Genomic DNA, 15,027 nt, shown 5'->3' with positions numbered 1-15,027 from the left:
GGGATCCCCGGTATGCCGGGGAGGGTTGCACGGTATCCATAAAGGCCCCTTTTGCCCGACAGGGAAAAGGCGGCCGCCAACGAGCTGGACACGAAGGAGACGACTCATGTTCACGCATGCTGAGCCCACGACGGCCGATGTATCGACGACGCAACATGGCGTGCGCGCGTATGCGTGGGTGGTATTTGCCTTGACGGTCGGGTTGCTGCTCTCCGACTACATGTCGCGGCAGGTGTTGAATGCGGTGTTTCCAATGCTCAAGGCCACGTGGAATCTTTCCGACACCCGGCTGGGCTCGCTGAGCAGTGTGGTCGCGTTGATGGTCGGCGTGCTGACCTTTCCGCTGTCGGTGCTCGCCGACCGCTGGGGCCGCGTGAAAAGCATTGTCCTGATGGCGGCGATGTGGAGCCTCGCAACGCTCGGCTGCGCGCTCTCGACGAACTATAACGAAATGCTGCTCGCGCGTGCCTTCGTCGGTATCGGTGAAGCCGCCTATGGCAGTGTCGGCATCGCGGTTGTCCTCAGTATCTTTCCGGCTCGGTTGCGCTCCACGCTCACCGCCGCGTTCATGGCCGGAGGGGCATTCGGTTCAGTGCTGGGCATGGCGCTCGGCGGCGCGGTCGCGGCTCATCTCGGCTGGCGCGCGGCGTTCGGCGCAATGGCGGCCCTCGGGATCGTGTTGCTGGTGCTCTACCGGTTTGCCGTCACTGAAAAGCAGCTGGCTCGACTGCAGCCGGCGGGCATGAGCAGGCAAGTGCAGAGCCACGGTGTATGCATGAGCTTCCGGGCGCTGATGAAAGGGCTCTTTTCGACGAAGTCAGTCGTGTGCGCCTATGTCGGCAGCGGTATCCATCTGTTGGTGCCGGCGGCCGTATGGGCGTGGATGCCCAGCTTCCTGAACCGCTATTACGGCATGTCCACCGGCAAAGCGGCGATGAGCGCGGCAGTGTTCGTACTGGCAACCGCTTTCGGCATGGTGGTGTGCGGAATGCTGGCCGACCGGCTCAGCTCGCATGAACGCGAAAAGAAGTGGAGCACGGCCGTCGCCCTCTGCCTGATCTGCTTCGTAATGCTCACGATCGGTTTCCGGATGCCTGCGGGCCCGGCACAGCTCGTCCTGATCGGCGTCGGCATGTTCTTCAGTGCGGGCGCTACCGGCCCCTCGGGTGCGATGGTGGCGAACCTCACCCCGCCGTCGATCCACGCATCGGCGTTTGCCACCCTGACGCTCGCGAACAACTTGCTGGGGCTCGCGCCCGCTGCCGTCCTGACGGGCATCGTGGCTGACCGGATCGGGCTGATCGGCGCGCTGCAACTCGTGCCGTTTGCACCGCTCGTTGCGGCGGCCGCCTTCTTCATCGGCAAGCGCAGCTATGGCGTCGACCTCGATCGCGTAAATGCACTGCGCGAACAGGCCGGGCGCTGAGCCCACGATTACCCGCGTACTTTAGTACCTGGCAGGTGCGCCCGAAGGCAGGACGGGCAGACCCATTACAGGCCAAATAAATTTGCAGTTCGAGTAAAGGATAGGAGATTCGATATGGCCAAGGCAGTGCGTTTCCATGAAACCGGTGGTCCGGAAGTGTTGCGCTACGAAAACGTTGAAGTGGGCGACCCCGGCCCCGGACAGGTTCGCCTGCGCCATGAAGCAGTGGGCCTGAATTTCGCCGACACCTACTTTCGCTCCGGCCTGTACCCCGTGCCGCTGCCTGCAGGCATGGGTGTCGAGGCCGCGGGCGTGGTCGAGGCAATCGGCCCGGACGTGACCAACGTCGCCGTCGGCGATCGCGTCACCTATACCGGCTTTCTCAACACGCTCGGTGCCTACAGCACTGAACGCCTTGTCCCGGCGGCGCCGCTCATCAATCTGCCGGATGCGATTTCCTGCGAAACCGCTGCCGGCATGACGATGCGAGGTCTTACCTCGTCGTACCTGATGCGCCGCATTCACGATTTCAAGGCGGGTGACACCATCCTGCTGCATGCTGCCGCCGGCGGTGTCGGCCTGATCGTGTCGCAATGGGCGAAGCTGCTGGGTCTCACGGTGATTGGCACCGTTTCGAACGAGGCCAAGGGTGAAGTGGCCCGCGCTCATGGCTGCGACCACATCGTCTACTACGGCCGTGAGGACGTCGCGAAACGCGTGCGCGAATTGACCAACGGCGTCGGCGTGGACGTCGTGTTCGACAGCGTCGGCAAGGAGACCTTCGACGCTTCGCTCGATTCGCTCAGGCGCCGTGGTCTGATGGTCTGCGTCGGGACAGCCTCCGGGCCGATCCCGCCGTTCAATCCGCAGATTCTGGCCATGAAGGGCTCGCTCTACCTGACGCGGCCCGCGCTGGCGGACTATATCGCCGATCCCGCCGAGAAGGATGAACTCGCCGGCGAACTCTTCGGGCATGTCGCCGCCGGACGCATCAAGATCGAACTCAACCAGCGGTACGCGCTGGAAGACGCAGCGCAGGCTCATCGCGACCTCGAGTCGCGCAAGACGACCGGCTCGTCAGTCTTCGTCATTTGAGGAAAACGCCATGCAAGTCGACCAATTGACGTACAGCATCGGCGCCGAACTGATCGGCGTGAATCTTGCCGATGCGATCCACGACGACGGTCTGTTCGCCGAGATCCGTGCGGCGCTGCTCCAACACCGGGTGCTGTTCCTGCGCGATCAGGACATCTCGCGCGCCGAGCATGTTGCGTTTGCGCGGCGTTTCGGCGAACTGGAGGACCATCCCGTTGCCGGCAGCGATCCGGAACATCGGGGCCTCGTGCGCATTTACAAGAACCCGGATCAGCCTAACGACCGCTATGAAAACGCGTGGCACGCGGACGCCACGTGGCGCGAGGCGCCGCAGTTCGGCGCTGTCCTGCGCTGCGTGGAGTGTCCGCCGGTCGGCGGCGACACGATGTGGGCAAACATGGTCCTCGCCTACGAGAACCTGCCCGATCACATCAAAACCCAGATCGCGGATCTGCGCGCTCGCCACAGCATCGAGGCGAGTTTTGGTGCCGTAATGCCGATCGAAAAACGTCTCGCGCTTAAGGCGCAATTTCCGGACGCGGAGCATCCCGTTGTTCGCACGCATCCGGAGACCGGCGAGAAGGTGTTGTTCGTGAACGCGTTCGCCACCCATTTCACCAACTACCACACGCCGGCGCGCGTGCGTTTCGGGCAGGACGCTAACCCGGGCGCGGGTGACCTGCTGCGCTACCTGATCAGCCAGGCCTGCATTCCCGAGTATCAAGTCCGCTGGCGCTGGAAACCCAACAGCATCGCGATCTGGGATAACCGCAGCACGCAGCACTATGCAGTGATGGACTACCCGCCGTGTCACCGCAAGATGGAACGCGCCGGAATTGTCGGCGACAAGCCGTACTGATCGGGCAGCAACCGTCTTGCATGAGATCGGGGATAGTGCTTTGCGCTAACGCTGATCGACAGGGGACCGCTTCATGATTTTCGATAAGACGATATGACACCAACCATCCTTATGGTGCCGGGCCTACGCGACCACGTCGCCGAGCATTGGCAAACACTGCTGGAGCGTAGGCTGCCCAAGGTAGCCTCGGTGCCGCCGCTCGAGCAAGACAAGCTCAGTTGCGCGGCACGCGTCGCCGCGCTCGATGCTGCCCTCGCGAAAGTCGATGGCCCGGTAATTCTGGTCGCCCACAGCGCGGGCGTGATGATCACCGTGCATTGGGCCCAGCAACACAGCCGCAAGATTCACGGCGCACTGCTTGCCGCACCGGCCGACCTTGAGACGCCGCTGCCGGCAGGCTATCCGGCCTTCGATGCGATCGCTCAGAACGGCTGGCTGCCTATTCCACGAAAGCCGCTGCCGTTCCCGAGCATTGTCGGTGCGAGCCGCAACGACCCGCTTGCGCAGTTCGAACGTGTCGAAGCGATGGCGAGCAACTGGGGCAGTCGCCTCGTCGACCTTGGCGAAGTCGGTCACCTGAATCCGGCTGCGGGATTTGGCGAGTGGCCGATGGCGGAGATGTTCATCAAAGAACTTGAATAACCGGAATCCACTATCCCCAAGGCGTTTTTAAGCGCCATGGTGTCAGTAGTCCAAAACTAAAGGAACAGGCAATGTCACGTCAGATACCGGTTGGTGCGGTGGATGAACTCGCGCCAGGCCAGCGAAAACTGGCCTTCGTCGATGGCCGCAGCATTGTCCTGTTTAACATCGGCGGCACGGTCCACGCCATCGACAACGCGTGCCCCCACAACGGCGCTTCGCTCGCGAACGGCCGTCTCGACGGCCGCGTGCTGAGTTGCCCGGCGCACGGTCTGCGTTTCGACCTGCGCACCGGCTGCATGCCAGGCGCAGGCGGGTTGAGTCTGACGACCTTTCCGGTGCGTGCCATCGACGGAAAGCTGTTCGTGAGTGTCGAGGATCCGGTCATCGGTACCGTGCAGGCACCGGCATGCGATGCCGCATCGCGACACACACCGGTATCCGACGTGGTGACAACCCCGTTTCATTCAAGCAACAAGCCATAAGTAGCCGGGCCACCCGGCGCGCGCCACACCTGGAGGAGACACAATGAAATTCAAGTCAAGCAGCCTGGCAGTGCTGATAGTTTTTTCAGCGGCCGCTCATGCCCAGTCGTCGGTCACGCTTTACGGCGTACTCGACGCCGGACTGCTGTATCAGAGCACCACAGCCGCATTGTTTCAGCCGAACGCGCGTAACCTGGGGCATGTTTATCAACTCAAGGACGGCGGCATTTACTCCAGCTTCTGGGGGCTGAAGGGAAGCGAAGACATCGGCGGCGGATACAAAATCACGTTCAAGCTGCAAGGCACGTTCAACACCACCAACGGCAAGTTCGGGCTGTCCGACACGCCGGGCACGACCGCGCTCTTCAACCAGTTTGCGACGATTGGAGCAACGGGACCGTTCGGCACGTTCGACGCCGGCCGGCAGATCATCCCGATGATCTACGCGATGTCGGAAACGGACGTGCGCGGCGCGCAGTACTTTGGCAGCATCCTGACCGCCTGGCTGGGCATGAATCAGGCGGCCGGCTGGCCCGGCACCAGCACGAACGCTCCGATCGGTGCGCTGTATGACAGTAACGCGCTGGTCTACTCGTCGCCGAAATTCTATGGCGCGTCGCTCGCGCTCGAGTTCGCGCCGGGAGGCAACGCAGGGCAGTTCCAGGGCGGCACGCGAGAGTCGGCCGTGCTCAAGTATTCGAACTACGGTCTGAATCTGGCCGCGGTGTACTACAACGGGCACGACACCAATCCATACCCGGCCAATTACCCGACGGGTCCGGCCGTTCCGGCGACAGGCCTCGCCAATAACCGCTTCTATTATTTCGGCGCGATGTACACGATCAGCGGATTCTCGTTGTCCGCCTCGTACAGCGTCGGCAAGAATCCGGCGAAGAGCACCACCTACGACTTCGAGATGATTTCGGGCGGCCTTGGCTACCAGTTCAATCCGGTCTTCAAGGTGACGTCCGGCTACTACTATCTGAAGGACCGAAACAATTCGGCGAATCACTCGAGCGAAATCGCGGTGGGCGCGGAATACAGCTTGTCGAAGGCGACTAGGGCTTACGCGCAGGTCGGCTATGTGGACAACAAGGGAACCATGAACCAGACGATCGTCTATGGCACACCGGTCGCGCCCGGCGTCTCGACCACGGCGGCGATGGTTGGCATTCGCCATACCTTCTGATCCCGCCATCCCTATCAAACGGAGCAGAACCATGAAGAAAACCAAGGCACTCGGATTGACGATCGCCGCGTTGGGCGCTGCGGTGTCCATGAGCGCGTGGTCCCAGACCGCGCAGGTAGCCAGCGCACCAGCTGTTGCGCAAGGCTCGTCGGCGCAGGCGGCATCGGGTGCGGCCGCACCCACGGGGAGGAAAGCTGATCGCGCGCTGCGCCGGAAGGTGTACGCCGCCATCGGCAAATACAAGGAGATCAACGCCGGAGACATCAGTGTCACCACGAAGGACGGCGCGGTGACACTGAACGGCACAGTTGCGGAGACTGCCCAGATCGCCAAGGCCGAGGCGATCGCGAGAAGCGTCCCAGGCGTGACGTCGGTGAGCAACAAGCTGACGGTCAAGAAACCGTTTGGCGGCATGTAAGCTGCGTTAGTCAAGCGTGAGCTCGAAGACGGCTGCTCTCGCTCACTTCTACCCGTCCTGCAGTTGCGCGTGATTCCTACGCGCGACAAAGCGCCCGTCTGCCGTTTGATCAACGCACGTCGATGCTCTGGCTTTCCATCAAGCTCAACTGCCGCCGGCGCCAAAGTTCGAAGCCGGCCGGCTCGACTGCTTACGGGTGAGATAAAGGCATTGTCTGCTCGATGTGATTAGAACCGATTGCGCTGGCTGGGATCGAATTGGGGATCGGGTGATCGCTGCGTTTGCCGCAGCACGCCCTGATCGTCGAAATAGAAGTTGTATATCAGATGATCGATGTTGTTCTCCATGTACCGGTAGGACCAGACCTCCCGGCTCACGCGCTTGAAGTAGGAGGTTTCGAAAGGGCGGCCGAAGTTGACTAACACGTCGTCCCGGGTCCACTTTCCGACCTCGGCACGATGGAACTCATTGTCTCGAAGTACTTGCCGGACACCGAGCACTTTGCCTGAAGCGTCGATGTCCGCTGCCGTCGTCGTCGTTCCCATGGGCTGGGTCGGCCACATCAGCCGCTTGCCGCCGTTTGGTAGATCGTACGTTTCCTTCGGCGGGCCGAGGCGTGCAACAAGTTCGGACTGATCTGCGCCAGCGGCTACCTGTTGATGCGGTGGGGTGCAGCCCGCGAGCACCAACCCCGTGTAAGCCATGATCAGAAATGCAAGTCGGTTAAGCATGAAAGCCTCCGCTAAAGGTGATCGCGTCTGGCAGTCTCGCTTTCATGGAGCGTTGCGCCGCGGCTCGATGAACGGAGTGGGGCGCGCGCTGCTGTCACGTGGATCCGTTACGCTCGAAGGGACGACGCGGCGCCGACCGCCTTGACGCGTGAATTGTGTCCAGGGCAACGCGACGAAAGATCCAGCGTGTTATCGGTGAATGGGCTGGCTGACGCAAAACCGTAATCAACATTCATTTTGTTGGTCACTGGCTATTTGTAAAATCGAGGATAGTTATCCTTATCAGATAGCTTCATCGACAGCGTTAGGATACTTTGCTGTTTCCGGGCCCGCAGCTTCGAAGTCGCGCAACCTGCCACTTGAATCCGCACTACCGTCATTTGTCCTGACCGGCGTTAACAGGCCGTTGCCATCTACCTTGAAACTGAAGCCGCGCCAGTTGACCCGCGTCGACAGAAAACTCGCCAGGAAGATCGAAAAGGACACGATGTCCCAGAACGGCAGAAGCCACAGGCCGCGAAGTGGCTGCCCCAGCGAGCGGTCCGACAGGACTTTCAACGCTTGCCGCGCGAGCAGCGCGAGCGCCGCAAGCAGCCAGGCCCAGGCGGCGCCTCCGGAAAGCAGCACGGCCAACAGGGCAAAGGCGAATGGATGAATCAGCGCTGAGCCCAGATGGCCGAGTGGATCGATTGTCCGGATGGTTCGGCTCCAGCGCAATTCGTGCGCAATCAGCTTGGCGGCGCTGGTCTCGCCGCAGGCGTGAGACACCGTGAACGGCGGAATCACCACCTTCTCGCCAGTCATGCGCACCGCTTCGCCGATCGCATGGTCCTCCGCCAGGTGATGCACGAACTTGGCAAAGCCACCAATCTTCTCGAGCGTTGCGCGCCGCATTGCAATCGTCTGCCCAAAGCACGGACGCGCGAGGCCAAGCGCAAGACCCGTGACGACGCTGGGCAGGAACTGGTAATTGGTCGCCATGGCCGACAGGCGAGGCCAGAAACCCGGATCGGGCTGTCCGCGATAGATGCAGGTGACGAGGCCCACGCCAGGCTTCTGCAACTCGCCGATCACATTGCGCAGATAACCGCTGCTCACGCTCACGTCGCTGTCCGCGAACACCAGCACATCATGCCGCGCCTCGGGCAACATGTTGAGAATGTTGCTCATCTTTCGATTGGGACCATAGAGTCGCGCATCAGCCACGACGGTGATATGTGCTCTGGGGTATAGCAGACGCAGTTGTTCGACCGTTTGCAACGCTGGATCTTCCGCGTCGTGCACGCCGAACAGGAAGTGCACCGGGCCTGGATAGTCCTGCTCGCAGAAGCTCGACAGGTTGCCAAGCAAGGACCACTCGTCACCGTGCAGCGGTTTGACGATCGTGACGGGCGGAAAGCAGGTGGGCTGCGATGTCGTACGGGAAAAGAAACGCCCCATTAATGCGCCGGCGAGCAGCGTATACACAATCCCCAGCGCGGCACCCATGGCGCACAGAAGCGCAAGCCCGATGAGAAACATAGGTTCCCCGTGCAGAGGATCGTCGAAGGCGGAACGTCTTATTCGTTGATGTTCGGAAGTATAGGGGGTTTGTCGCCTTTTGCCGAAAGCTGTTGTTGCTCTTTTTTTTGCGCCGACTTTCATTCCAGCGTCACGCGATGACAAGAACGCCGCACACGTCCCGGGACGCAGATGGCGGCAGGCCGGCGCTGAACGTCACCCACCCGGGGTGGTTAATTTGCCTGGCGGTCATAGCAACCCGCAGTGCTTACAGTTCGCCAACGGGTAACCTCATCTCACGGCATCCCTAACTAGACTAGGCGAAAAAAACCCTTCCTGTCGAGCGCGAGATTCGTAGTATTCTTGAACGTCCCTTCGTTTCCTGGCGACAGCGGCCATTCCGCTCCGCTGCTTCAATCCCATTCGGTTTCATGGGGCGATGATGGTTCTATCTATTCTTGCTGTCTGCGCTTGCTGTCTGCGCATTTCGTTGTGGGGAGGGTAGCGTCAATGCCATCTATTGCAGCGACCGACTCAACGTTGAGTGCATGAATCAACTTCCCGTGCGTTGCCGACGCCCAGCGAGTTTCGGCGGGTGATGGATTCCGCGCATGCAGGCCATTTTCTTCGAGAGCATCTATGAAAACACTGTTTTTGCAGGCACCTTCATTCGATGGCTTCGATGGTGGAGCAGGGTCCCGTTTCCAGACGAAGCGCGAGATCCGTTCATTCTGGTATCCGACGTGGCTCGCCCAGCCCGCCGCGCTGATCGAGAATAGCCGCGTTCTGGATGCGCAAGCAGATGGCCTGTCGCTGGAGGCGTCGCTAGATATTGCTCAAGAGTGTGACCTCGTCATCATTCATACGAGCACACCTTCGTTTCCGAGCGACGCGCAATTCGCAGAGCACTTAAAGAAGCGCAAGCCCACGATACGGGTCGGGATGGTTGGCGCGAAAGTCGCCGTCGATCCGCATGGATCGCTTACGGCATGCGACGCTATCGACTTCGTGTGCCGCGAGGAATTCGACTTCACGTGTCGCGACATTGCGCAGGGTCTTCCGTTCGAGTCGATTCTCGGCCTGAGCTACCGTCTGCCCGACGGCGCAATCATGCACAACGAAGCCCGGCCCATTCTTGAAGATATGGACGAGTTGCCATTCGTTGCGCCCATCTACAAGCGCGACCTCAAGACAGAGAATTATTTCAGTGGCTACCTCAAGCATCCGTATGTTTCCATCTATACGGGGCGAGGTTGCAAATCGAGGTGCACCTTTTGCCTCTGGCCGCAAACGGTCGGAGGTCATCGCTATCGCACGCGGTCGGTCGAGAATGTTCTTGAAGAAGTGAAATGGATCAGGGACAACATGCCCGAAATCAAGGAGATCATGTTTGACGACGACACGTTTACCGATCTGAAACCGAGAGCCGAGGAAATCGCCCGTGGTCTTGGCAAGTTAGGTGTGACGTGGTCGTGCAACGCGAAAGCGAATGTGCCTTATTCCACCCTCAAGGTGATGAAGGAGAATGGCCTGCGGCTCCTGCTTGTCGGCTACGAATCAGGCGACGACCAGATTCTCGTGAATGTCAAAAAAGGCCTGCGAACCGATATGGCACGGCGCTTCACTGAAGATTGCCGTAAGCTCGGCATCAAGATCCACGGCACCTTCATTCTGGGGCTGCCGGGTGAAACGCGCGAGACGATCCAGAAAACCATCCAATACGCGAAAGAGATTAATCCGCACACGATCCAGGTGTCGCTTGCGGCGCCCTATCCGGGTACGAGCCTTCACAAGCAAGCAATCGAGAATGGCTGGCTGCAAGAGAGCAAGGTCATCAACCTCGTCAGTTCCACGGGGGTCCAGGTTTCAGCAATCGGCTATCCGCACTTGTCGCGCGAAGAGATCTATCGTGGCGTCGAGGAATTCTATAAACGCTTCTACTTCAGACCGGCAAAGATCTGGGAAATTGTCCGCGAGATGTTGGTCAGTTGGGAGATGATGAAACGGCGCTTGCAGGAAGGTGTGGAGTTCTTCAGATTTCTCAGGGCGCGCGAGGCTTAAAGAGCTTATCTGAAGCCACGTTTTTTTCGGCCTTGCGAGCGGAAGCAAACGTGGCTGCAGTGGCGAGATGGAGTTATCGGTCGAACCATCGATACTGCAGCGTCAGGGTAACGGACGTAAAGTCGCCACCTGCACGGGTCACAAGACCATGCGATAACGCGAGCTTGGTGGACCATCCGCGCGCAATCGGTGCGGACACCGTCACACCGTATCGCACGTTGGCCTGTCGATCTTCCGCTTCCACGTCGTTGGTCGAGGTCCGGCCGCCACTGGTGTATCCGAGGTCGCCGGCAAGCCAGAACCCGGGGCGGAACGTGTAGCCGCCGTGCAATTGAAAAGTCATCAGCGGGGCCTGAGTTCGCTGCGCACCGTTAAAGAACTCATTGTTGCTCGTAAAGAACCATACCCCCGCGGACCCATCGACGAACCACTTGCCAAGAGTCTGCGACACGCCGAACTCCGGCTTGAATGACCATCGGTTGGTTCCGATGTTGACTAATCGTGACCCAACGTATTGTCCCGTGGGCGCGATGATCGTCAAGCTGGTCCCGACCGCGGTTGCGGATTCATGCGCGGCAAACGCATCCGGAGGCAATGGCGGATTGCCGAACAGATTGAAGGCGAAGCGCAGCCGCATATCGCCCAGGCCAGAACGATGGACCTCTGTTGCCGAATCGAGAACATCTCCGCTGACGTTCCCGCGCGCGAACGGCAGCGCTATCCCCAGCGATGCCGTGTGCCCGAGAAAGCCAAACGTCGACACATAGGCGAGTGACCACAGATTGAACTGTGCACGTACCCCCGAGATGGGCAAGGACGAATCCGTCAGGACGTCGCCGGACAAGTGCGACCACGATGAGACCAGAAAATGCGTGCCGACCGGAGACGGAGAATAGGTGCGCGGTTCGAGTTCTTGCGCACACGCCACGCCGACCGGAAACAGAAATCCGGCTGCGGCAGTGCGCATGAGAGCCCAACGGCATGGACGATGCCTCATGGTCGGCTTGGGCAGGCGGCCATAGGCAACCTGGCTGGCCGCAAAATTTAAAGTGTAGAAGAGGGCACGATGTACGCAGCGTACCGGTCGCCTGATCACACAGGAATAAGACTTTGGTCCGATTTCATGCGATAGCCACGGGCCATACCATGAAACGATTTCGGGTCGGGCTGGTGCGCTGCGCGCACCCCGTGTAGCGAACGTTGCATGCTGGACGCTACGCTACTCAAAGCGTGCGTGCAGGTATGAAGAACGTGGCTGCCGTCTCCCGCTGGTGATCATTTCTTGTTCCTTTCCGAGGGTTGCGCAATGGATGCAGGAGCACAGTTGTCCCGCAGTCAGGATATCGCCACGAAGATTACTCGCGTGTTGCAGAAGCGCACAGGGGGCGCACAGGAACGGTTGACTCAACGTGTGCGCGATGCGTTTGACGGCGATCGTGCCGTCAAGCATGCCGCACATACAGTGGCTGCGCCATTCGACCCATTGCAGGCATGGCAGTACGCGATCGACGTTGCGCAGCGCTCGTTGCTGTTTTGGGACGTTCTGGTCGAGCGCGGCACCGAGTTCGTGGAGCGAAGCGCGCAAGGGCCGACCCCCGTGCTGCATTTCGACTACGACGTCATTCTCGACGGGCGGCAATTCGAGCGGCCCGTGAACTATGCGCTACTCCAGCTTCGCCCGCCCAAAGGCGTGGTGGTGGACGCGAACAAGCGCCCTTATCTCATCATCGATCCCCGCGCGGGACATGGCCCGGGCATCGGTGGCTTCAAGGACGACTCGCAAGCCGGGGTGGCACTTCGCGCGGGACATCCTGTGTATTTCGTGGTGTTCTTTCGTGATCCCGAACCTGGTCAGACACTGCTCGATGTCTGCACGGCAGAGCAGCAGTTCGTGAGGAAGGTGCGTTCGCGGCATCCGTCAGGCCCGAAGCCGGCTATCATCGGCAACTGCCAGGGCGGCTGGGCCGCGATGATGCTGGCCAGTTCCGATCCAGGCGAGACCGGACCCGTCGTTATCAATGGTGCGCCGATGTCGTACTGGAGCGGCGCGTGGAGCGAAGGTGAGAGCGACAATCCAATGCGATACGCGGGCGGGATCCTCGGCGGTTCGTGGCTCGCGTCGTATGCGGCGGATCTCGGCGACGGCAAGTTCGACGGTGCCCATCTGGTCCAGAACTTCGAAAACCTGAACCCCGCCAATTCGCTATGGGACAAGTATTACCATCTGTTCTCGAACATCGATACGGAGCCGCCCCGTTATCTGGAGTTCGAGCGCTGGTGGGGCAGCTACTACCTGATGAATCGCGAGGAAATTGAGTGGATCACACGCAATCTCTTCGTCGGCAACAAGCTGTGGTCTGGCGAAGTGAGCAGCAGCGGCGGGAAGCCATTCGATTTGCGCGAGATCCGCTCGCCGATCATTCTCTTCGCTTCGATGGGCGACAACATCACGCCACCTCAACAGGCGTTCAATTGGGTCGCCGATATTTATAAGAGTACGGAAGAAATCAAGTCGCGCGGGCAGGTGATCGTTGGTCTCATGCATCAGGACATCGGTCACCTTGGCATCTTTGTATCCGGCAAAGTCGCAAGAAAGGAACATACGCAGATCGTTTCCGTTCTGGAAACGATCGAGACGTTCCCGCCGGGCCTATACGGCATGTCGATCAAGGAAGTAAAGAGCGCATCGGGGGAAATCGGATACGAAGTCGAATTCAGCGAACATCGGCTCGAAGAGATCGCCGCGCATTTCAACCGTTTCGAGCGCGTGGACGAGAAGCCGTTCGAAGCGGTTGCCGCTCTGTCAGACTTCAATCAGCGGGCGTACGAACTCTTCACCCAACCCATCGTGCAGTCGTTGAGCAACGAGACGACGGCCCGCATGTTGCGCGAGTTTCATCCGCTTCGTTTCCAGCGGTGGGCACTGTCCGACATGAACCCCTGGCTCGGCTGGCTGCATCCTGCCGCCAAGGCGGTCAAGGAGAACCGCCAACCGGTTGATCCAGAAAACCCGTGGCATAAGGCCGAGAAAACCGGGTCCGACATCGTGAGCGCTTCGCTCGACTATTACCGGGCAATGCGCGATGCCGCGACCGAGGCAACGTTTTTCGGCATCTACGGGAATCTCTACTCGATCTATCTCGCCGACCGCAATCCGCATGCGAACCGCACGGATTCGGTCCCGACCGATCCTCGTGATCTGCCCTTTGTGCGCACAGCGCTTCAGGCGATCGGAGAGGGTGGCTACACCGAGGCGCTGGCCCGCGCGGCTTTTCTTCTCGCGCGCAAGGGCGAGCCCTTACCGCTGGCCCGCCTGGAGATGCGCAAGGAATTGGCTGAGAGCTACGCTGACTATCTTCCCGACATTGCTGCCGACCAGTGGCGGCGCATTCGTGGCGAACAGGAAATTATCGCCAGCTACGAACCCGATCAGGCGATCGCCACGCTGCCGACTCTACTCGCACATGACGAGGACAGAAGCCGCTTTCTCGAGTTGATCGACAAACTAGTCGCGGACGAGCGCGTACTGAATTCAGCGCCTACCGACGCGCAACGGTCGGCCCTCGAACGCATCCGCTCGGTACTCATGCCGCGCCCCGAACGCAAGCGTCCGGTTGCGGTGCCCGACCGGGTGCGCCGATGAGCCCGCACGCCACAGCAGAACCGACGATAGGAAAGCCGATGGAAGCCCAGCATGCGAAGTATCAGCGTCTGATCGAGTACTGCAAAAATTTGCCGGCTTTGCCGACAGCCGTCGTGCATCCATGCGATCGCAGTTCACTCGAAGGAGCCGTCGAGGCAGCAAAGATGGGCCTGATTGCGCCGTTGCTCGTCGGGCCACGCGCACGCATCGAGTCGCTTGCCGCTGAGCATGGCATTGATATATCCCCCTATCCGATCATCGACGCGCCGTTCAGCCACGCGGCGGCTGCCGCGGCGGTTCAGCTCGTGCGCGAAGGCAAGGCCGAGGCACTGATGAAAGGCAGTCTGCACACGGACGAGTTGATGGCGGAAGTCGTGAAGCGGGATACCGGACTGCGAACGGCGCGGCGCATCAGTCATTGCTTCATCATGGACGTGCCGCAATATGACGAAGCGCTGATCATTACCGACGCCGCGGTGAATATCACGCCGTCGCTCGAAGAGAAGGTCGACATCCTGCAGAACGCGATCGATCTGGGACACGCGTTGCAGTTTCCGGAAGTGCGTGCGGCGATTCTGTCCGCCACCGAAACCGTCAATCCGAAAGTGCCGTCCACGGTCGAAGCCGCCGCACTTTGCAAAATGGTGGATCGCCAGCAAATTACTGGCGCACTGGTCGACGGTCCGCTCGCGCTCGACAATGCAATCAACCTCGAAGCTGCACGAATCAAGCAGATCGACTCACCGGTTGCCGGACGCGCCAACCTGCTGATGGTGCCGGACCTGGAGGCGGGAAACATGCTCGCCAAAAGCCTGTCCTTTCTTGCCGGCGCGGATGCGGCGGGTATTGTGCTTGGCGCGCGCGTGCCGATCATTCTGACGAGTCGCGCGGACTCCGTGACGACACGTCTTGCCTCGTGCGCGGTCGCGGCGCTTGTCGCCAAGGCCCGGCGTGAGGCCGGCAAGATCGTCGGGTGAC

12 protein-coding genes and 1 pseudogene are annotated in these 15,027 nt (G+C 60.4%); 10 read left to right on the top strand and 3 right to left on the bottom strand.

All coding sequences use genetic code 11. The features are described from left to right. Positions 1–106 precede the first annotated feature (106 nt). The 7 genes from P0D70_RS16480 (at position 107) to P0D70_RS16450 (ending at position 6,114) form a co-directional block, all read left to right on the top strand. Positions 107–1,426, top strand: coding sequence for an MFS transporter (locus P0D70_RS16480; protein WP_408185291.1), 1,320 nt, complete (start codon positions 107–109; stop codon positions 1,424–1,426). A gap of 114 nt (positions 1,427–1,540) precedes the next feature. Then, on the top strand, positions 1,541–2,521 hold the full coding sequence (locus P0D70_RS16475) for a quinone oxidoreductase family protein (RefSeq protein ID WP_408185290.1): 981 nt from the start codon (positions 1,541–1,543) through the stop codon (positions 2,519–2,521). 10 nt (positions 2,522–2,531) lie between these two features. Further along, positions 2,532–3,380, top strand: coding sequence for a TauD/TfdA dioxygenase family protein (locus tag P0D70_RS16470; RefSeq protein WP_408185289.1), 849 nt, complete (start codon positions 2,532–2,534; stop codon positions 3,378–3,380). Positions 3,381–3,473: 93 nt separating this feature from the next. Then, a complete protein-coding gene (locus P0D70_RS16465; RefSeq protein WP_408185288.1) occupies positions 3,474–4,022 on the top strand; it encodes an RBBP9/YdeN family alpha/beta hydrolase in 549 nt (182 codons plus the stop codon). A gap of 71 nt (positions 4,023–4,093) precedes the next feature. Next, positions 4,094–4,507 carry a Rieske (2Fe-2S) protein gene (locus P0D70_RS16460; RefSeq protein WP_408185287.1) on the top strand — a complete coding sequence of 138 codons (414 nt, stop codon included), beginning with the start codon at positions 4,094–4,096 and terminating at the stop codon, positions 4,505–4,507. A gap of 43 nt (positions 4,508–4,550) precedes the next feature. After that, positions 4,551–5,696 carry a porin gene (locus P0D70_RS16455; protein ID WP_408185286.1) on the top strand — a complete coding sequence of 382 codons (1,146 nt, stop codon included), beginning with the start codon at positions 4,551–4,553 and terminating at the stop codon, positions 5,694–5,696. Between the two features lie 31 nt (positions 5,697–5,727). Continuing rightward, complete coding sequence (locus tag P0D70_RS16450; RefSeq protein ID WP_408185285.1) at positions 5,728–6,114, top strand: BON domain-containing protein; 387 nt, start codon at positions 5,728–5,730, stop codon at positions 6,112–6,114. A 227-nt stretch (positions 6,115–6,341) separates the two neighbouring features. Here the strand turns inward: P0D70_RS16450 and P0D70_RS16445 are convergent, their stop codons facing one another. After that, entirely contained in the window at positions 6,342–6,845 is a 504-nt protein-coding gene (locus P0D70_RS16445; protein ID WP_408185284.1) for a hypothetical protein, read from the bottom strand. A gap of 393 nt (positions 6,846–7,238) precedes the next feature. After that, positions 7,239–8,366: pseudogene (hpnI, locus tag P0D70_RS16440) on the bottom strand (bacteriohopanetetrol glucosamine biosynthesis glycosyltransferase HpnI); the annotation flags it as partial. 618 nt (positions 8,367–8,984) lie between these two features. On the opposite strand from hpnI, the gene hpnJ reads away from it, so the two are divergent. Next, on the top strand, positions 8,985–10,406 hold the full coding sequence (gene hpnJ, locus P0D70_RS16435) for a hopanoid biosynthesis associated radical SAM protein HpnJ (RefSeq protein WP_091795503.1): 1,422 nt from the start codon (positions 8,985–8,987) through the stop codon (positions 10,404–10,406). A gap of 73 nt (positions 10,407–10,479) precedes the next feature. On the opposite strand, the gene P0D70_RS16430 is transcribed toward hpnJ, so the two are convergent. Continuing rightward, positions 10,480–11,373 (bottom strand): transporter, encoded by an 894-nt coding sequence (locus tag P0D70_RS16430; protein ID WP_408185283.1) that lies wholly within the window; start codon positions 11,371–11,373, stop codon positions 10,480–10,482. 339 nt (positions 11,374–11,712) lie between these two features. Here P0D70_RS16430 and P0D70_RS16425 point away from each other — a divergent pair, with 339 nt between their 5' ends. Both P0D70_RS16425 and P0D70_RS16420 read left to right on the top strand, forming a co-directional pair. Next, positions 11,713–14,049 carry a DUF3141 domain-containing protein gene (locus P0D70_RS16425; protein ID WP_408185282.1) on the top strand — a complete coding sequence of 779 codons (2,337 nt, stop codon included), beginning with the start codon at positions 11,713–11,715 and terminating at the stop codon, positions 14,047–14,049. Positions 14,050–14,087: 38 nt separating this feature from the next. After that, positions 14,088–15,026 carry a phosphate acetyltransferase gene (locus P0D70_RS16420; protein ID WP_286161963.1) on the top strand — a complete coding sequence of 313 codons (939 nt, stop codon included), beginning with the start codon at positions 14,088–14,090 and terminating at the stop codon, positions 15,024–15,026. Position 15,027 lies beyond the last annotated feature (1 nt).

The organism is Paraburkholderia sp. RL17-381-BIF-C (assembly GCF_046026435.1).
Taxonomy (GTDB): domain Bacteria; phylum Pseudomonadota; class Gammaproteobacteria; order Burkholderiales; family Burkholderiaceae; genus Paraburkholderia.
Note: the sequence above shows the minus strand (reverse complement) of the source record. Positions and strands in the feature narration are given on the sequence as shown.